Raw genomic sequence first — 17,988 nt, forward strand, 5'->3', positions numbered from 1 at the left:
CGCCGTCCGACCGGTTCTGTCGGTGCCGTCGTGCATGATCGGAAGCGCGGGAAGAACCCGGCCCGGAACCGGCACCGTCAGAGAGGAGGTGAACCGCAGGCGGTCGACGTCATCCGGGTCGCAGTGCTTCCAGCGCCTCACGCAGTTTGCCGGCGAGTGGTGTCGGCCGGCGGGACTCGCGGTCCACGAAGACGTGCACGAAGTGCCCTTCGGCGACCAGGGACTCGTCGGCGGCGTACATGCCGATCTCGTAGCGCACGCTGGACTTCCCGAGGTGTGCCACGCGCAAGCCCACCCGCAACGCTCCAGGAAAGGAAACCGATGAGTGATAGCCGCAGTGCGACTCGACGCACAGCCCGATCTCCTCCCCGGCTTCGATGTCGAGGCCGCCCTGCTCGATCAGCCACGTGTTGATCACGGTGTCCATCAGCGAGTAGTGCACCACGTTGTTGACGTGCCCGTAGACGTCGTTGTCCTTCCAGCGCAACGGAATCGTCTGCCAGTGCGGGTAGCCGTTCACCACAGTGAAACCGACTCGCGCAGGATGCCGGCAAGGTCCTCTTCGGACGCCTCGCGCGGTGCGGTGGCCAGCAACCGCTGCTGCTTCAGCGTTCCCTCGACCAGCGAGTCCACATCGGACTCCGCGTAACCGACGGCACCGATGCCGTCCGGGATGCCGATCCGCCGCATCAGGTCGATCAGCACCGCGGGCAGGTGGTCGGCGAAGTCGCCGGGCCACTCGAAGTCGGGCGCCAGCAGGCGCGCGACGCGCAGGTGGCGGTCCGGCGCCGCGTCGAAGGTGAAGCGGAACGCCGCGGGCGCGGTCAGCGACACGGCCATGCCGTGCGGCACCATGGGTTCTTCGCCCGGGTAGCCGTCCGGGTGGAAATCCCGGACCTGGCCGGCGATCGGGTACGCGTTGGCGTGCGGGATGTGGACGCCGGCGTTGCCGAACCCGAGCCCGGCGAACGTCGCGGCCAGGGCCATGGCTTCGCGCGCCTTGAGGTCGTCGCCGTCGCGCACGGCGGCCGGGAGGGCCCACGACAGGAGCCGCAGCGACTGCTCGGCGAACATGTCGGCCAGCGGGTTCGAGCCGCAGTACGGCACGCGCTGCTCCGGGCGCTTGCGTTCGAACTCGGTGTACGGCTTCGCGGTGTAGCTCTCCGCGGCGTGGCAGAGGATGTCCATGCCGCTGGCAGCGGTCACGCCGGCCGGCTGGCTGACGGTGAGCCGGGGGTCGACGACGGCGAGGGTCGGGCGCAGCCGCAGGTGGCTGATCCCGCTCTTGACGCGCAGGGACAGCACGTCGAGCACGCAGACCGTGGTGCTCTCCGAACCGGTGCCGGTGGTTGTGGGAACGGCGACCAGCGGCTTCAGCGGGCGGTCCGGCGCGCGGCCGCCGCCGACCGGTGCGTTGACGTAGTCCATGAGCTCACCGTCGTTGCTGGTGAGCAGGTTCGCCGCCTTGGCGGTGTCGATGGCCGACCCGCCGCCGACGGCGACGAAGGCGTCGTACGGACCGGTTCCGCGGGCGAAGTCAACCGTCTTCTGCATGCTGACATCGGTGGGTTCGACGTGTACACCGTCGAAGATCTCGGCTTCGATGCCGTAGCCCGCGATCCCGTCGGCGATGCGGCGCGGCCAGCCGGTCGCGGCGACCTGCGGATCCGTGACGACGAGCACGCGGTGCACGCCGTACTGGGTGAGGTCGTAGCCGATCTCGTCGCTGGCGCCGGTGCCGTACTTCAACGCCGGTGCACCGTAAGTAAAAACGGTTTCATGTTCGGTCGCGGTCAAGACTACGGCCCTCGCTCCCTTGATCGGCTACCAGTCGGTCAAAGCGGACATTCAGCCCATCCTTACCGGGTTTCGGCGAAGATCACTTGACTGCACTGAACGGTGCCCGCCTAAGCTCTCCTCATTAGATACCAACTGGGAGCGACCGTCGCCCAGACGGCCGTGCGGATCCTGACCGAGGCGCGGGTCCGCCGCGTGTACGCGGTGGTCGGCGAGTCTTTCCTGGAACTGCTCGACGCCCTGCAACGGGAGCGGGAGATCACGCTGGTCTCGGCGCGCCACGACGCGGGCGCGGCGTTCATGGCGGAGGCAGAGGGCAAGCTGACCGAACGGCCCGCCGTGCTGCTCGCCAGCCGGGGGCCGAGCGCGGCGAGCCTGGCGATCGGCGTCCAGACGGCGTACCAGGACGAAACCCCGATGGTCGTGCTGCTGGAGACGCCGGCGACCGAGCCGGTGCCGTCGTCGTCCGGGGAGCTGCCCACGTCGGACCTGACGGCGATGTTCGAGTCGATCGCCAAGTCGACGTTGCGGGTGACCGACCCGGACAGCCTGCCCAGCCTGCTCGCGCACGCGCTGACCACGTCGCAGGAGGGACGGCCGGGGCCGGTCGTGCTCGGCGTGCCCTGCGACGTCTGGGGGATGCCCTACGACGCGGCGAAGCCGATGGCGCGGGTCCGGCCGCCGGCTTCCGGCACGCTGGGCCGTTCGGCGGACGCCGTCGCGCAACTGGTGGACGAGGCGAAGTACCCCGTGGTCATCGTCGGCGGCCGGGCGCGGTCCGCGCGCGACGAGCTGATCGCGGTCGCCGACGAGCTCGCGCTGCCCGTCTACAACGCCTTCCGGCGGCAGGACGCCTTCCCGGAGAACCACGCCCGCTACGCCGGCCACCTCGGGCTCGGCATCCCGGCGCGGCAGCTGGACGCCTTGGAACGGGCCGATCTGGTCCTCGCCCTCGGCACCCAGCTCGACGAGGTCACCACCCAGGCTTACCGCTACCCGACGGCCCAGCAGACGCTGATCCTGGTCGGCACCGGCATCGACGTCAGCTCGCGGCGGCGCGGACTGACCTTCCGCGTCGACTCCGAGGTCGAGCCGTTCCTGAGGGAGCTGCGCGAGGTGGCGTCGCCGCGGACGCGGCGGGCTTCGGCGGCGAACGCGGCCGTCCACACCTTCATGACCCCGCCCGACACGAGCGGCAACACCCGGGTGCACCCGGTCGACGTCGTCCGCGCGCTGCGGAAGCTGGCGCCCGAGGACACCATCGTGACCAGCGACGCCGGCAACTTCGCGCAGTTCATGCACCGGTACTGGTGCTTCACCGCGCCGCGCAGCCAGCTCGGCCCGAGCAACGCCGCGATGGGCTACGCCGTGCCGGCCGCGGTGGCGGCGAAGCTGGCCGAGCCGCGGCGCACCGTCGTGGCCATGGTCGGCGACGCGGGGACGCTGATGACCGGTCAGGAGATCGAAACGGCCGTGCGGTACCGGGCGCCGGTGATGGTCGTCGTCTTCCAGAACGGCGTGCACGGCGCGCTCGCCATGCACCAGGCCCGCACGCACGGCAGGCTGTCCGGGGTGTCCATCCCGCTGACGGATTTCGCCTCGTGGGCGCGTGGACTCGGCGCGGCCGGGTACACGGTGGACGATCGTGAGGAGCTCGAGCCCATCATCGCCAGCGCGCTGGTGCGGCAGCGCCCGTGCGTCATCGACGTGCGGACCGACCCGGACGTGGTGACCCCCGACGTGCGGCTTTCGGCCCTGCTCGGGCAAGCGCGTCCGCAACCGCCCGCCCAGTAAGGGTTTGCTCGGTTTCGCTTCGGAAAACGCCGGGAAGTTGTGTGGTAGCACGGCGGCGGCTCAGGTAATCTGGCGTTGTTCCGGTGGTGGTTCGCGCTGAACCTTCCCGGCCGGGTCCCGGCGGGAAACAACCGGTTTCTGTCGGTGCCGCATGGCACCATCACGGTCATGACCCGCGAGAAGCGGGCAGGGAACGAGGGGAGTTTCGACGTGACCGATCACCAGCACGCATCCGAACCAGCGCGGAAGTCCTCCGGCGTCGTACCGGTGCTGTTCAGCGCCAGCGCCGAGGCCCACGACGACGCCGTGGTCGCCGCCGAGCGCGACACCACCTGGCGGTCGCCCTTCAGCGGGGAGGGGCTGCGCCCGGCGAGTGGTGAATAGCTCACCCTGTTCGGTGACGACGGCTTGTCCGCCCTACTCAAGGTGTGCTTTACTGTCGTTGGTCTAGATTTTTGTGTTCGTGTTGAGTCACGCTCGCAGAATCAGCGGGCGTAGTGTCTCCTCGCCGAGGAAGCAAACCGCTCGGGTGTTGACCCGGGGCGCCGAAGTGGCTTCCTGTTTTGTGGTTGCATATGGAGATTTTGATGACTCAGGGCACTGTGAAGTGGTTCAACTCCGAGAAGGGGTTCGGCTTCATCACCCCCGACAACGGTGGCGGCGACGTCTTCGTTCACTACAGCGAGATCCAGGGTAACGGCTTCAAGAGCCTGGAAGAGAACGCTCGCGTCGAGTTCGAGATCGGCCAGGGCCAGAAGGGCCCGCAGGCCACGTCGGTCACCGTGATCTGACTTTGATCTTGGGGAAGGGCCGTCACCCGTTCGGGGTGGCGGCCCTTTTCGTATGCTGCACACCATGATCGAGCACGGGTACACCGTCTCCGGGATGAGCTGCGGACACTGCGCGCAGTCGGTCACCGAAGAACTCACCGGTCTGCGGGGAGTGACCGAAGTGGAGGTCGACGTCGCGACCGGCCGGGTGGTCGTTCGCGCCGACAGCCCGTTGGCCGAGGTAGACGTGCGCGCCGCGGTCGAGGAGGCCGGCTTCTCCTACGAGGGCACGGCGAGCCTGGTCTCGTAGCTCCTTCGTCGACGGTCGACCTCGGTTTGTTTCCGCCTTGGACAGTCCACTGGAGATCCAGCGTCAGTGTGATCTCCGGCTCAGTCGAGCGGTCGTCCGCGGCACCTGCACCGCAGGGTGAGCGGAGCGCGGCCGCGCCGGCGACATCGGCGCGCAGGTGCACAGGCAGGGGCGATGGCGCGACACGGCGCGCGGTGAGCAGCCGTGACCGGGTCATGCGTCGGCCTGGCTCGCGGCACCGTTGAGCGAGCCGCAGCCCCCTGTGCACACTGCAACGCCCTGCAACCCTTCCCTTTCAGCCCGCGACGGAGTCTTCTGTTCTCCGGTGCGCTGACAGGAGGTCAGGTTGGGCGAGACGGTGGCGGGGATCGTCGCGAATCCCGCTTCGGGGCGGGACATCCGCCGGCTGGTCGCACAGGCTTCGGTGTTCCCCACCGCGGAAAAGGCGAACATGGTCCAGCGGTTGCTGGCCGCCTTCGCGGTGACCGGCCTTGACCGGGCCCTGGTCTCCACCGATCTCGGGGGCATCTCCGCCGCGGTTCTCAAGGCTCTCGGACGAGGCGGGAGCTGGCCCACGGTCGACTTCTGCGACGACGATCCCCTCACCGGCACCGCCGCCGATACGACCAATGCCGTGCGCCGGATGGTCGAAGCCGGGGCCGGGGTCATCGTCGTGCTCGGCGGGGACGGCACCGCCCGCGTCGCCGCCGCGGCCTGCGAAGACGTTCCGATCCTCGCCCTCTCCACCGGGACCAACAACGCGTTCCCGCAGATGCGGGAGGCGACCGTCGCCGGGCTGGCGGCCGGGCTGATCGCCTCCGGGCAGGTCGATCCCGATCTCGTCACGCATCGCGTCAGCGTTCTCGAAGTCGTCACGAAGGCGCGTCGTGAGATCGCGCTCGTGGATGTCTGCGTCTCGTCGAGCCGGCACATCGGGGCGAGGGTGCTGTGGGATCCCGCCTCGCTCACTGAGCTCTACTGCACCTTCGCCGAACCCGACGGCATCGGTTTGTCCAGCGTGCCCGGACAGTTGTGTCCCAGCCCTCGGTCGAGCCCGGACGGTGTCGCGCTGCAGCTCGGGCCCGTCGACGAAACGCCGTACGTCGTGCACGCGCCCATCGCGCCCGGGCTCGTGCGGCCCGTCGGGGTGCGCGGGTGGGGTGTGCTCACACCCGGGATGCGCGTCGAGCTCGCCGCGTCGGGCGGTGTCATCGCGCTGGACGGCGAGCGCGAACTCGAACTGAAGACCGGCGAAAGCGCCTTCGTCGAGCTCAAGCCGGATGGTCCGTGGGTCGTGGACGTCCGGGCGGCGATGGCGGAAGCGGCACGGAAAGGGCTGTTGCGCACCGAAACCGAACAAGGGAAGGAGCGTCGAAGATGACGGACACCCTGCGGGAGGCGTATCGCGTGATGCGCACGATCCGAGCGTTCGAAGAGCGGGTGCACGACGAGTTCGCGACCGGCGAAATCCCCGGGTTCCTGCACCTCTACGCCGGTGAGGAAGCCTCCGCCGCCGGTGTCTGTGCCCATCTCGACGACCGCGACGCCGTCGCCAGCACCCGCCGCGGTCACGGCCACTGCATCGCCAAGGGTGTCGACGTCAAGGCCATGATGGCCGAGATCTACGGTCGCAAGACAGGATCCTGTCACGGCAAGGGCGGCTCGATGCACATCGCCGACCTCTCGAAGGGCATGCTCGGCGCGAACGGCATCATCGGCGGCGGCCCGCCGCTCATCTGCGGCACCGCCCTCGCCGCGAAACAGCAGAACACCGGCGGCGTCGGCGTCGCCTTCTTCGGCGACGGCGCCGGCAACCGGGGGACGACCCTGGAAGCGCTGAACCTCGCGGCGGTCTGGGACCTCCCCGCCCTCTTCATCGCCGAGAACAACGGCTACGCCGAAGCGACGTCGAGCACCTGGTCCGTCGCCTCGGACAACATCGCCGACCGCGCCGCCGGGTTCGGCGTGCCGGGCGTGATCGTCGACGGATTCGACTTCTTCGCCGTCCACGAAGCCGCGGGGGAGGCCGTCGAACGCGCTCGCGACGGCGGTGGCCCGACGCTCATCGAGATCAAGTTCACTCGCCACTACGGGCATTTCGCAGGCGACCGGCAGACCTACCGGGCCGGCGAAACCGCCGACACCCGCGAGAACATCGACTGCCTCACCCGGTTCCGGGAACGCGTCACCGACAGCGGTGAGCTGCCCGGACAGGTCTTCGACGACATCGACGCCGAGATCGCGAAGCTCATCGAGGACGCCGTCTCCGAGGCCAAGGCCGCGCCGAAACCCACGAAGGAAGACCTCGAGACCGACGTCTACGTGTCGTACTGAGGAGGGCCCGGTCATGGCCAGGACGATCAGCTACCGCGAGGCGATCAGCGAGGCGCTCACCCAGGAGATGGAGCGCGACGAGTTGGTCATCGTCATGGGTGAGGACGACGCGGGCGGCGGCGACGCCTGGGGCGAAGTCCGCGGCGGCACGAAAGACCTGGTTCACAAGTTCCCCGGCCGCGTGCTCGACACGCCGACCTCCGAGTCCGCCTTCGTCGGCGCGGCGATCGGCGCCGCGACCCGTGGGCAACGGCCGGTCGCGGAACTGACGTTCATCGACTCCATGGGCGTCTGCTTCGACCAGATCTTCAACCAGGCGGCCAAGTTCCGGTACATGTTCGGCGGCCACGCGCGGACGCCGGTGGTGATCCGGACGAGGTACGGCGCCGGGCTGCGGGCCGCCGCGCAGCATTCGCAGTGCCTGTACCCGATCTTCACGCACATCCCGGGACTAAAGGTCGTCGTGCCGTCGAGCCCGTACGAGGCGAAAGGCCTGCTCATCCAGGCCATCCGCGACGACGACCCGGTGATCTTCTGCGAGCACAAGGCCCTCTACGACGCCAGCGGCGACGTCCCGGAGGAGAGCTACACGATCCCGTTCGGCGAGGCCAACGTCGTGCGCGACGGCGGTGACGTCACGATCGTCGCGATCGGCCGCATGGTCGCCGTCGCCGAGGAAGCGGCGAGGGAGCTGGCGAGCACCGGCATCGAAGCCGAGGTCATCGACCCGCGCACCACCAGCCCGCTCGACACCGGCACGATCCTCGGAAGCGTCGAAAACACCGGACGCCTGGTCGTCGTCGACGAGGCCTCGCCGCGCTGCAACCTCGCCACGGACATCTCCGCGCTCGTCGCGAAGGACGCCTTCGGTTCGCTGCGGGCCCCGATCGAGATGGTGACGCCGCCGCACACGCCCGTCCCGTTCTCCGACGCGCTCGAGGACCTCTACATCCCGGACGCGCAGAAGGTCCTCAACGCGGCGAAGGCGGTCGTGGAGTACCGGCGGTGATCCGGCCGGCCCGGCTACTGTCCACAGTGGACGAACCGGGCGCCTGGTGCACCTGGAAGCTCCGAACCCCGTGATCGCCGCGCTCACGGCCTGAGATCGTCGCCACCTTCCGATCAGCGGACCGAAAAGGCAGACTGAGGAGGCGGAGCGCAAGGAGCGGCGGTTGGGGCAGCGAGACCTCGAGGCAGCGTTGCCTGCCGGGGTGGACCCCCGGCGGCACGCGCGTGCCCTCGCGCGGGTGCACGAAGCGGCCCTGACCGGCAAGGACCTGCCCAGTCGGCCACGGCCGGTCATCGACGCGTCCTGGCAGCGGATGCGCCGCCTCGGCATGGATCCCGACAGCCGGTCCGCCGCGCCCGTCCTGACCGTCGGAGAGCTGGAAGCGCGCCGCCGCACGAGCGGGGTGGCCGAGGCGCTGCCGACGCTGCGCGGCGGCCTGATCAGCCTCGCCGAGCAGGCCGCGCACATCATGGTGATCGCCGACGCGGGTGGCCACGTGCTCTGGCGCGACGGCAGCGCCGCGGTCCGCCGCCGCGCCGATCGGCTCGGGTTCGTCGAAGGCGTCGACTGGCAGGAGGAAGCCGTCGGCACCAACGCGATCGGCACCGCGCTGGTCACCCGTCGCCCTGTCCAGATGTACGCCGCCGAGCACTACGTCCGCTCGCACCACTCCTGGACGTGCGCCGCCGCGCCGCTGCACGACCCGCGCGACGGCAGGCTGCTCGGCGTCGTCGACCTCTCCGGCCCGGCCTCGACCGTCCACGCGACGACGTTGGCGCTGGTCGACGCCGTGACGCGGCTCGCGGAGTCCCAGCTGCGCACCACCCACCTCACCGAGCTGGAACGGCTGCGGGGCTTCGCCGTCCCGGTGCTCGCGAAGGTCGGCGGCCAGGCCGTCGTCGCCGACGAACACGGCTGGGTCGCCGCGGCCGCCGGGCTCGCGCCGGTCGACCGGATCGCGCTGCCCGCGAACCTCGCCCCGGGCGGGGTCTGGCTGCCGGCGTACGGCCACTGCGCGGTCGAGCCCGTGCCCGGCGGCTGGCTGATCCGCCCGGCCGAGAACGACGCCGCGCCGCCGACCCGCGTCGTCCTCGACGTCCGGTCGCCGCGCGAACCCGAGCTGACCGTGGCCGGCGCGGCCGGGACCTGGACGCACCGGCTCAGCCCGCGCCACGCCGAGATGCTGTACGTGCTGGCCAGCCACCCCGCCGGCCGCTCGGCGTCCGAGCTGTCGTCCGACCTGTTCGGCGACGCGGGCCGCACGGTCACCGTCCGCGCCGAGATGTCCCGGCTGCGGCGCCACTTCGGCGGCATCCTCGGCGCGAAGCCGTACCGCTTCGCCGACGACGTCGAAGTGCTGGTCCGGCGCCCGCCGAGCCCCGAAGAGGTGCTGCCGCACTCGCTCGCCCCCGCCATCCGCGGCTGATCTCGGCGGGGAAGATGGGGGACGTGCCGAAACGCCCCCTGCTGCCGGACACCATCGCGCCGAGCTGGCTCGTGGTGCAGGTCCTCGGCACCCTGTTCGTCGCGGGGACGCTGGTGACCGCGCGCGAGCCGGACCCGCGGATCTGGACGGCCTACGGCGTCGCGAGCGCCTGCTGGCTCGGCTTCGTCGTGCTCGCGTCCCGGCGGCCGAAGACGGCGGCCGCCCTGCTCGCCGTGGCCAGCGCGCTGCCGGCGGCGCTCGTCGGCCGGGCCGGGGACTCCTCGGCGATCCTCCTGTCCGTCATCGCGCTCGGCCGGCTCGCGGCGCTGACCACGGTGAGCGTCGGCGTGATCCTCGGGATCGGCCTGCTCGACATCGCGCTCGCGGTCACAGCGCACCTGGTCGCCGGGCATTCGGCAGGCGCCGCGCTGGCCGACGCCGCCGTGATGCTGCTGCTCGTCCTGGTCGGGCTCAACCGCCGCCAGTACGAGGTCCAGGCCAACCAGGCGGAGGCGCTGCTCGAACAGACGCGGCTCGCGCAGGCCGAACACGCGCGCGCCGCCGCCCTCGACGAACGCACGCGTATCGCCCGCGAGATCCACGACGTCCTGGCGCATTCCCTGGGCGCGCTGGGGGTCCAGCTCGAGCTCGCCGAGGCGCTGCTCACCGAGCGGTCCGATGTGGACGGTGCACTGCGGTCGGTCCGGCGGTCGCGGCGCCTGGCCGCCGACGGGCTGGCCGAAGCGCGCAACGCCGTCGCCGCGCTACGCCGGGACGTCCCGCCGCTGGCCGAGGCGCTCGCCGCGCTGGCCGCCGAGCACGCCGGCAACCACGGCGTCGACGTCGGCTTCGACGCGAACGGCGAGGCCCGGCCGCTGCCGTCCGCGGCGGTCGTCGCGCTGGTGAGCGTCGCGCGGGAAGCCCTGACGAACGCGGGCAAGCACGCGCCCGGCGAGGACGTCCGGATGCGGCTGGGGTACACGCCGGCGGAAGTCCGGCTCGAGGTCCGCAACACGCTCGGCGAATTCACTCGGACGAGTGAAGGTTTCGGCTTGGCCGGCATGCGCGAGCGCCTGGCCCTCGCCGGTGGCACGCTGGAATCGGGCCAAGACGACGGCTACTGGTGCGTACACGCCGAAATCCGGAGCTGACCGGTCGGTGCCGAGATCACGTGCTGGTGACAGCGGGCGGTGCCCGTGCCCGCGCGGCTGGTGACTCGGCTACCTTCTGCGGGTACGGCTTTCGGGGAGGAATCGGGGATGACCAGCACTGCGACGGCCCCGGGTCCCACGGCGCCCGCGCCGGGACCCCCACCGCCGTCGCCACCGGACGGCCGCGACCGCGGCGGAAGCCGCAGTGGCCTCCTCGGCCTGCTGGACCTGCCGGGCCAGGGGGTGCGCGCGATCATCCAATCCGCCGCGACCACCCCGGGCCGGCTCACCGTGATCGCCGTCGGACTGGTGCTGCTGGCCCTCGTCGCCGGCCTGGTCGCGACGCTGTCGGTGCAGGACCGCGACGACACGATCAGCGGCGTCATCGACCACCGCGAGCCGCTCGCCGCCGCGGCGCAGCAGGTCTACAAGTCGCTCTCGGACGCCGACGCCACCGCGGCGAGCGCGTTCCTCTCCATCGGCACCGAGCCGCCCGAGCTCCGCTCGCGCTACGAGCGTGACATCGCCGAGGCCGGTGCCGCGCTCGCGAAGGCCGCTTCCGACTCCTCCGACGTCGCGGACGCGGCCGGTCCGGTCGACGTCCTCAACCAGTCGCTGCCGGTCTACTCCGGGCTCGTCGAAACGGCCCGTGCGAACAACCGCCTCGGCTACCCGGTCGGCGCCTCCTACCTCCGCGAAGCGTCCGAGCTGATGCGCGCGAAGATCCTGCCCGCCGCGCAGGACCTCTACCGCGTCGACACTGAGCGGCTGATCGAGGAGCAGGACAGCGCCACCGGGTTCCCGTGGCTCGCCACGATCCTCGTGGTCGCGTTGCTCGCCGCGCTGATCGCGGCCCAGGTCTACCTGACGCGGCGCACCAACCGGCTGCTCAACGTCGGGCTCGTCGTCGCGACGGCCGCCGTCGTGGTGTCGCTGCTGTGGGGCGCGGTCGCGCTGGTCGTGCAGGGCAGCCTGGTCGGCAGCGGGCAGGACGACGGTTCGCACCGCGTCGACGTCCTCGTCCGCGCGCGGATCGCCGCGCTGCAGGCCCGTGCCGACGAGACGCTGACGCTGGTCGCCCGCGGCGACGGCGCGGCGTACGAGAAGGACTTCGGCACCAACGCGGCCCAGCTGGTCGGCCCGGACGGCCAGGGCGGCCTGCTCGCGGAAGCCCGCGGCCTGATCCAGGACGGCGACGGCGCCGCGAAGGTCGCCGACGCGACGAAGGCCGCGAACGACTGGATGAAGGCGCACAAGCAGGTGCGCGACCAGGACAACGCCGGCGCGTACCAGGAAGCCGTCGACGCCGCGGTCCTCGAAGACAAGACCGACGGCTCGGCACCGGCCTTTCGGCACCTCGACGACAGCCTCCAGGCGGCGATCGACGTCGGCAGGCAGGAGTTCCTCGACGACACCCACGGTGGCGAGGCCGCGCTGACGCTGCTCGCGCCCGGCTTGGCCGTGCTGGCCGTCGTCGCCGCGGCGGGTGTCAGCATGGGGATCCGGGAGCGACTGAGGGAGTACCGGTGAGCAGGCGGGGGAACACGGTCCGGGCGGGCGCGCTGGCGGTCGTCGCACTGCTGCTGGCGGCCTGCGGCAGCCCCGGGCAGCCGGTCGACCCGGCCCCGGTGAGCAACGCGGCCTGGCCGCAGCCCGCGCACGTCGGCGGCCCCGACTCGACCGCCGGCGGCGCCACCGACACCAGCTGCAACCCCCTGGTCAGCCTCGCGCCGAACGGGACCGGCACCCCCGACGGCTCGACCATGGCGAAGATCAAGGAACGCGGCAAGCTGATCGCCGGCGTCGACCAGACGACCTACCTGTTCGGGTTCCGCAACCCCACGACGGGCAACCTCGAGGGCTTCGACATCGACATGGTCAACGAGATCGCCCGGTCGATCTTCGGCTCGCCGGAGGGACGCGTGCAGTTCCGCGCGATCCCGTCGTTGCAGCGTGAAGACGTCCTGATGCAGCACCAGGTCGACATCGTGGTCCGGACCTACAGCATCACCTGCAAGCGCCGGGAGTCGGTGCAGTTCTCGTCGGTGTACTACGTGGCCGGGCAACGGATCCTGGTCACGAAGGAGTCGAAGGTGGCCAAGCTGGCCGACCTGAGCGGCAAGCGGGTGTGCGCGGCGAAGAAGTCGACCTCGCTGGCCAAGATCGCCACGGACCCGGCCAAGCTGGTGCCGGTCTCGGTGGACAACTGGTCGGACTGCCTGGTGATGCTCCAGCAGGGGCAGGTCGACGCCGTCTCGACCGACGACACGATCCTCGCCGGGATGGCCGCGCAGGATCCGACGTTGAAGGTGGTCGGCGACCCGTTCACCGAGGAGAACTACGGCATCGGCGTGCCGAAGGACAACGAGGACATGGTCAGGTACGTCAACGCCGTGCTGGACAAGATCCGCGGCAGCGACGCGTGGCAGAACAGCTACCGCCGCTGGGTGGAGCCTTCGCTGGGGCCGGCTTCGCCGCCGTCGCCGCAGTACCGGTGAGCTCGTCGCGACTAAGATCGGTCTCCGCACGCCGGGGATCTGGGAGGTAGCAGTGTCGGAGGAGCCGCGCCGTCCTCGGCACGCCGCGCCGGACGAGGAGCCGCAGGTGGCGACGCCGAGCTGGCAGCCGCCGCCACCGGTGCGGTGGGAGACGCCGGAGCCGTCGATCTCGGGCCGCCTCGACGACGGTGAGCCGCCCCGCGGCGAGGAGACCGTCTTCCACGCGCCCGTCCGCCGCCCGCCGACGCCGCCGCGCGGCCAGCCGTCGGCCGTGCGCGGGACGATCCCGGGTGCCGAGGATCCGACCCGCCCGCCGGGCAGCATGAACCCCGTCGTGCCGCCGGTCCAGGCGACCCACGCGGTGCAGCCCGCGACGCAGGCGATCCGCCCCGACCCGAACGCGCCGCAGCCGACGAGCGTGCTCGCCGCGCCGGCGCCGGAGACCCAGAGCATCATGCCGCCGGCGCCGCGGCCGGACACCGGCCCGGGCGCCCCGCTGCCGGACCCGGGCACCGAAAGCGTCCTGCCCGAACGCACCAGCGAAGGCCGGCACACCGGCACGGGAACCGGCAGCGGCTCGGGCTCCGGCTCGTTCCCGGGGACGGGCCGGCGGACGTCGTCCCGGACGTCCCGCTCGCGCCGCGGCCGGCTCGGTGCCGGGCTCGTCGAGGTCCCGGCGGTCCCCTCGCGTGATCCGGCGTCGGCGGTGCTGACGAACCCGATGGTGTCGGAGGAGAAGCGGTTCTGCAGCAGCTGCAGCGCGAAGGTCGGCCGCGGCAAGGACGGCAAACCCGGTTCGCCGGAAGGAAAGTGCGAGAACTGCGGGACGGCGTTCTCGTTCGTGCCGAAGCTGCAGCCGAACGAGCTCGTCGGCGGCCAGTACGAAGTGCTGGGCGCGCTCGCCTACGGCGGCCTGGGCTGGATCTACCTGGCGCAGGACCACAACGTCAGCGACCGCTGGGTCGTCCTCAAAGGACTGATCGACACCGGTGACCAGACGGCGATGGCGGCCGCGGCCAACGAGCAGCGGTTCCTCGCCGAGGTCGAGCATCCGAACATCGTCAAGATCCACAACTTCGTGCAGCACCCGGACGCCCACAGCGGGACGACCGTCGGCTACATCGTCATGGAGTACGTCGGCGGCCAGTCGCTGCGGCAGCTCGCGCTCGCGCACCACCGCGAGAGCCGCCGCCCGGAACCGCTGCCGATCGGCCAGGTCATCGCGTACGGGCTGGAGATCCTGCCCGCGCTCGGGTACCTGCACAGCCAGAACCTGCTCTACTGCGACCTCAAGCCGGACAACGTGATCCAGACCAACGAGCAGCTGAAGCTGATCGACCTGGGCGCGGTCCGGCGGATGGACGACTACGAGAGCCCGCTGTTCTTCACCACCGGCTACAGCGCGCCGGAGCTGGCGAAGCAGGGCGCGTCGATCGCGTCGGACCTGTTCACCGTCGGGCGCACGCTCGCGGTGCTGAGCTTCGAGTTCACCGGCTACACCAGCAAGTTCAAGACGACGCTGCCCGGCCCGGACGCCGTCCCGCTGTTCGCGCTCTTCGGTTCGTACTACCGGTTCCTGCGACGCGCGACGCACGCCGACCCGGACCGGCGGTTCCTCTCCGCCGAGGAGATGGGCGACCAGCTGACCGGCGTGCTGCGCGAGATCATGGCGCTCGGCACCGGCAAGCCGCGGCCCGGCGCGTCGACGGTGTTCGGCCCGGAGAGCCGCACGTTCGGCGTGCAGCTGGTGGTGCCGGAGACCGGCCGGAGCGTGCCGCTGCCCGGCGCGGACGAGGTCGTCGCCGGCCTGCCGATCCCGCAGGTCGACACGGACGACCCGGCGGCGGGCGTGCTCGCCACGACGACCGCGCTCGACCCGCGCGGCGCCATCGAGGCGCTGGCCGGCGCGCCGCGCGAGTCGATCGAGGTGCGGCTGCGGATCGTGCGCGCCCGGATCGAGCTGGGCGAGCTGGCCGAGGCGCAGCGGCAGCTGCAGGCCGGGCAGTACCTGGCGATCAAGAACGGCTTCCCGCACGACTGGCGGATCGACTGGCACCGCGGCCTGATCGAACTGGCGGGCGGGCGGTCACGGGTCGCGCAGGTCGCGTTCGAGTCCGTGTACGACGACCTGCCGGGCGAGATCGCGCCGAAGCTCGCGCTGGGGATCAGCGCCGAGGGCGTCGGCGACTACTTCGCCGCCGCGCGGTTCTACGAGCTGGTCTGGCGGACCGACCGCACGTACGTCAGCGCGGCGTTCGGCCTCGCGCGGGTGTACCTCGCGCAGGGCGCGCGCAACAGCGCCGTGGAGGTGCTGGAGACGGTCCCGCCGTCGTCGACGCACTACGTCGACGCGCAGGTCGCGGCGATCAAGATCAAGACCACGGCGACCAAGGCGAACGGCCGCGAGACGCCGGTGACCGAGCACGACCTGCTGGACGCGTCGTCCCGGTTGGAGCGGCTCCGGCTGGACCTCGAGCGCCAGACGCGGCTGTCCGCGGGGGTGCTCGAAGCCGCGCACGACTGGCTCAGGCAGGGCAAACCCACGCCGGGCGCGCGGGTGCTGGGGTGTTCGCTGGACGAGCGGGAGCTGCGGCTCGGGCTCGAGCGGTGCTACCGCGCGCTGGCGCGGCTGGCGAGCACGGTCGACGAGCGCGTGAAGCTCGTGGACCGGGCTAACGCCATCCGCCCCCGGACGCTGACCTGAGCGACCACGTCAGGGGTTGATCTCCCAGTCGCGCTCTTCGCGCTGGCGCTGCTGGTTCTTCTCGTGCTGCGCCGCCAGCTTCTCCAGCGCTTCGGAGTCGCCGTGGGTGCTGAAGTGCTCGAAGCCCACGACGATGAACAGCGCCCGCGCGCTCACCGCGATCGGGCCGTCCTCCGCGTCGAGGCGGCCGTCGGCGCTGACGTAGATCTTGCGGCCCGCGATGCCGTCCAGCCGGGCCGCGATGAACAGCGTCGAGCCGACCGGGACCGGACGGCGGAAGTCCGTCTCGAGCTTGCCCGTCACCGCCGGGCGGCGCATCAGGTTGCCGACCGTCGACCCGAGGGCCTCGTCGAACGCGCAGGCGAGCAGGCCGCCGTGGGCGAGGCCGGGGGCGCCCTGGTGCGCCGCGGTCACGGTGAACCGCGAGTGGATGACCTGGCCCTCGCCGACCGTCGAGCGCAGGTGCAGCCCGGCGTCGGCCTCGTCGCCGCAGCCGAAGCACTCGCTGAAGTGGACGCCGAGCTCGGTGCCCGGCGCCGGCGCCTTCGGGTGCGGGACGGCCGGCTCGACCTGCACCGGCGGCCAGGGTTGAGAAACACGACTCATGCGCTGACGTTAACTCGCGGGTAGCCGCCCGGCGCGTCCGACCCGTGCCGTAAGCAGGCAACGTATACCTCTCAGTAGCCGGAAAGTTCCCCACCGTAGAAGATCTCCGGCTCAGGCTGCCGACCCCGGCCGACCGGGCAAGACTGAGCGGATGAGCTCGAACGGCCCAATGGGCACTGCACGGAGGAGGTTGTCGCCGGCATGAGCGAACCAGCAGCAACGACGGGCAAACCCCAGGCGGACGAGAGAACCGTCAAACGCGCCGTGTGGGCGTCCGCGATGGGCAACGCGACCGAGTGGTACGACTACGGCGTCTTCACCTCGGGTGCGATCGCCGTCAGCATCGGCTCGGAGTTCTTCCCCGGCGAGGGCAACGCCGTGCTCAAGTCACTGGCGCTGCTCGCGGTCGGGTTCATCGTGCGGCCGTTCGGCGGGGCGTTCTTCGGGCCGCTCGGCGACAAGATCGGCCGCAAGAGGGTCCTGGCCATCACGATCCTGCTGATGTCCGGCTGCACCTTCCTGGTCGGCGTCCTGCCGACGTACTCCGGCGGCTACAGCATGGGCATCGCGGCCCCGATCGCGATCCTGCTGCTGCGGATCATCCAGGGCTTCTCCACCGGTGGTGAATACGGCGGAGCGGCGACGTTCATCGCCGAGTACTCGCCGACGAAGCGCCGAGGGTTCTTCGGCAGCTTCCTCGAGCTCGGCACGCTGGCCGGCTACGTGCTCGGCAACCTCGTGGTGCTCTCCGTGACGCTCTCCCTGTCGGCCGACCAGGTCGACGCCTGGGGCTGGCGGATCCCGTTCTTCGTCGCACTGCCGCTGGGCCTGGTCGGGCTCTACCTGCGGAACAAGCTCGAGGACACCCCCGAGTTCCGCCGGATGGAGGCCGCGGGCGGCAAGCCGCACAAGGCGCCGCTCAAGGAGATCTTCACCCGCAACTGGCGGATGATCCTCAACCTGATCGGCATCGTGCTGCTGCTGAACGTCGCGGACTACCTGCTGCTGACGACGATGCCGACGTACTTCACGGAAACGCTGAAGATCAACGACAACACGTCGACGCTGATCATCATCGCGGTCGAGGTCCTCCAGATGGCGATCATCGTCCCGCTCGGCGCGCTGTCCGACCGGATCGGCCGGAAACCCCTGCTGCTCACCGCGGCCATCGGGTTCCTGGTGCTGAGCTGGCCGTCCCTGAAGCTGATGCAGTCCGGCAGCATCCTGTGGCTCTTCGTCGGGTTCCTGATCGTGGCGATCCTGCTGGTGCTCATGCTCGCCGTGATCGGCTCGACGTTCCCGGCGATGTTCCCGACCCGCGTCCGATACGGCTCGTTCGCGATCGGCTACAACATCTCGACGTCGCTGTTCGGCGGTACCTGCGGTGTCATCGTGACGGCGTTGATCCAGAGCACCGGAAATCCGGACTGGCCGGCGTACTACCTGATGGCCGCGGCGGTGATCGCGATCCTGCCCATCATCAAGATCCCGGAGACGTCGCAGGTCCCGATGGACCAGATCGACACCGAGGACAGCGGCGGCAAGCTGACCTCCGCGTCCGCTCAGCGCTGAGCGGCCACCGGAAACAC

At 70.9% G+C, this 17,988-nt stretch carries 16 protein-coding genes; 13 read left to right on the forward strand and 3 right to left on the reverse strand.

Annotated elements, in window-relative coordinates:
• Positions 1-109: 109 nt before the first annotated feature.
• Complete coding sequence (locus AB0M59_RS32255; protein WP_364622766.1) at positions 110-523, reverse strand: thioesterase family protein; 414 nt, start codon at positions 521-523, stop codon at positions 110-112.
• Complete coding sequence (locus AB0M59_RS32260; protein ID WP_364622769.1) at positions 517-1,797, reverse strand: hydroxyacid-oxoacid transhydrogenase; 1,281 nt, start codon at positions 1,795-1,797, stop codon at positions 517-519. The genes AB0M59_RS32255 and AB0M59_RS32260 overlap by 7 nt, the downstream gene beginning before the upstream one ends.
• Before the next feature lie 135 nt (positions 1,798-1,932).
• Between AB0M59_RS32260 and AB0M59_RS32265 the strand changes: the two genes are divergently transcribed.
• From AB0M59_RS32265 to AB0M59_RS32320, 12 genes are all read left to right on the forward strand, one after another.
• The gene (locus tag AB0M59_RS32265) at positions 1,933-3,591 is read left to right on the forward strand and encodes a thiamine pyrophosphate-dependent enzyme (protein WP_284744617.1); all 1,659 of its coding nucleotides are present in this window, start codon (positions 1,933-1,935) and stop codon (positions 3,589-3,591) included.
• 168 nt (positions 3,592-3,759) lie between these two features.
• Positions 3,760-3,975: a hypothetical protein gene (locus AB0M59_RS32270; RefSeq protein ID WP_364622772.1), complete on the forward strand. Its 216-nt coding sequence runs from the start codon at positions 3,760-3,762 to the stop codon at positions 3,973-3,975.
• Positions 3,976-4,178: 203 nt separating this feature from the next.
• A complete protein-coding gene (locus AB0M59_RS32275; protein WP_013222289.1) occupies positions 4,179-4,382 on the forward strand; it encodes a cold-shock protein in 204 nt (67 codons plus the stop codon).
• Between the two features lie 64 nt (positions 4,383-4,446).
• Positions 4,447-4,671: a heavy-metal-associated domain-containing protein gene (locus tag AB0M59_RS32280; RefSeq protein ID WP_364622775.1), complete on the forward strand. Its 225-nt coding sequence runs from the start codon at positions 4,447-4,449 to the stop codon at positions 4,669-4,671.
• 346 nt (positions 4,672-5,017) lie between these two features.
• Complete coding sequence (locus AB0M59_RS32285) at positions 5,018-6,052, forward strand: NAD(+)/NADH kinase (RefSeq protein ID WP_364622778.1); 1,035 nt, start codon at positions 5,018-5,020, stop codon at positions 6,050-6,052.
• A complete protein-coding gene (locus tag AB0M59_RS32290; RefSeq protein ID WP_364622781.1) occupies positions 6,049-7,005 on the forward strand; it encodes a thiamine pyrophosphate-dependent dehydrogenase E1 component subunit alpha in 957 nt (318 codons plus the stop codon). The genes AB0M59_RS32285 and AB0M59_RS32290 overlap by 4 nt, the downstream gene beginning before the upstream one ends.
• Before the next feature lie 13 nt (positions 7,006-7,018).
• Entirely contained in the window at positions 7,019-8,014 is a 996-nt protein-coding gene (locus tag AB0M59_RS32295) for an alpha-ketoacid dehydrogenase subunit beta (protein ID WP_364622783.1), read from the forward strand.
• Between the two features lie 163 nt (positions 8,015-8,177).
• The gene (locus tag AB0M59_RS32300) at positions 8,178-9,440 is read left to right on the forward strand and encodes a GAF domain-containing protein (protein ID WP_364622786.1); all 1,263 of its coding nucleotides are present in this window, start codon (positions 8,178-8,180) and stop codon (positions 9,438-9,440) included.
• A gap of 14 nt (positions 9,441-9,454) precedes the next feature.
• Positions 9,455-10,591: a histidine kinase gene (locus AB0M59_RS32305; protein ID WP_364622789.1), complete on the forward strand. Its 1,137-nt coding sequence runs from the start codon at positions 9,455-9,457 to the stop codon at positions 10,589-10,591.
• Between the two features lie 108 nt (positions 10,592-10,699).
• Positions 10,700-12,121: a hypothetical protein gene (locus AB0M59_RS32310; RefSeq protein ID WP_364622791.1), complete on the forward strand. Its 1,422-nt coding sequence runs from the start codon at positions 10,700-10,702 to the stop codon at positions 12,119-12,121.
• A complete protein-coding gene (locus AB0M59_RS32315) occupies positions 12,118-13,089 on the forward strand; it encodes a glutamate ABC transporter substrate-binding protein (RefSeq protein WP_364622794.1) in 972 nt (323 codons plus the stop codon). The genes AB0M59_RS32310 and AB0M59_RS32315 overlap by 4 nt, the downstream gene beginning before the upstream one ends.
• 52 nt (positions 13,090-13,141) lie before the next feature.
• Positions 13,142-15,793, forward strand: coding sequence for a tetratricopeptide repeat protein (locus AB0M59_RS32320; RefSeq protein WP_364622797.1), 2,652 nt, complete (start codon positions 13,142-13,144; stop codon positions 15,791-15,793).
• 9 nt (positions 15,794-15,802) lie between these two features.
• On the opposite strand, the gene AB0M59_RS32325 is transcribed toward AB0M59_RS32320, so the two are convergent.
• A complete protein-coding gene (locus tag AB0M59_RS32325; RefSeq protein WP_364622800.1) occupies positions 15,803-16,399 on the reverse strand; it encodes a PaaI family thioesterase in 597 nt (198 codons plus the stop codon).
• A 201-nt stretch (positions 16,400-16,600) separates the two neighbouring features.
• Here AB0M59_RS32325 and AB0M59_RS32330 point away from each other — a divergent pair, with 201 nt between their 5' ends.
• Positions 16,601-17,971 carry an MFS transporter gene (locus AB0M59_RS32330; protein WP_364622803.1) on the forward strand — a complete coding sequence of 457 codons (1,371 nt, stop codon included), beginning with the start codon at positions 16,601-16,603 and terminating at the stop codon, positions 17,969-17,971.
• The last annotated feature ends 17 nt before the right edge of the window (positions 17,972-17,988 follow it).

Origin of the sequence: Amycolatopsis sp. NPDC051371, assembly GCF_040682155.1 — a bacterium.
Classification (GTDB): Bacteria; Actinomycetota; Actinomycetes; order Mycobacteriales; family Pseudonocardiaceae; genus Amycolatopsis.

Coding starts and splice junctions, on each gene's coding strand:
- AB0M59_RS32270 (WP_364622772.1), top strand. CDS start 3,760: ATGACCCGCGAGAAGCGGGCAGGGAACGAGGGGAGTTTCGACGTGACC.
- AB0M59_RS32275 (WP_013222289.1), top strand. CDS start 4,179: ATGACTCAGGGCACTGTGAAGTGGTTCAACTCCGAGAAGGGGTTCGGC.
- AB0M59_RS32280 (WP_364622775.1), top strand. CDS start 4,447: ATGATCGAGCACGGGTACACCGTCTCCGGGATGAGCTGCGGACACTGC.
- AB0M59_RS32290 (WP_364622781.1), top strand. CDS start 6,049: ATGACGGACACCCTGCGGGAGGCGTATCGCGTGATGCGCACGATCCGA.
- AB0M59_RS32295 (WP_364622783.1), top strand. CDS start 7,019: ATGGCCAGGACGATCAGCTACCGCGAGGCGATCAGCGAGGCGCTCACC.
- AB0M59_RS32305 (WP_364622789.1), top strand. CDS start 9,455: ATGGGGGACGTGCCGAAACGCCCCCTGCTGCCGGACACCATCGCGCCG.
- AB0M59_RS32310 (WP_364622791.1), top strand. CDS start 10,700: ATGACCAGCACTGCGACGGCCCCGGGTCCCACGGCGCCCGCGCCGGGA.
- AB0M59_RS32325 (WP_364622800.1), bottom strand. CDS start 16,399: ATGAGTCGTGTTTCTCAACCCTGGCCGCCGGTGCAGGTCGAGCCGGCC.
- AB0M59_RS32330 (WP_364622803.1), top strand. CDS start 16,601: ATGAGCGAACCAGCAGCAACGACGGGCAAACCCCAGGCGGACGAGAGA.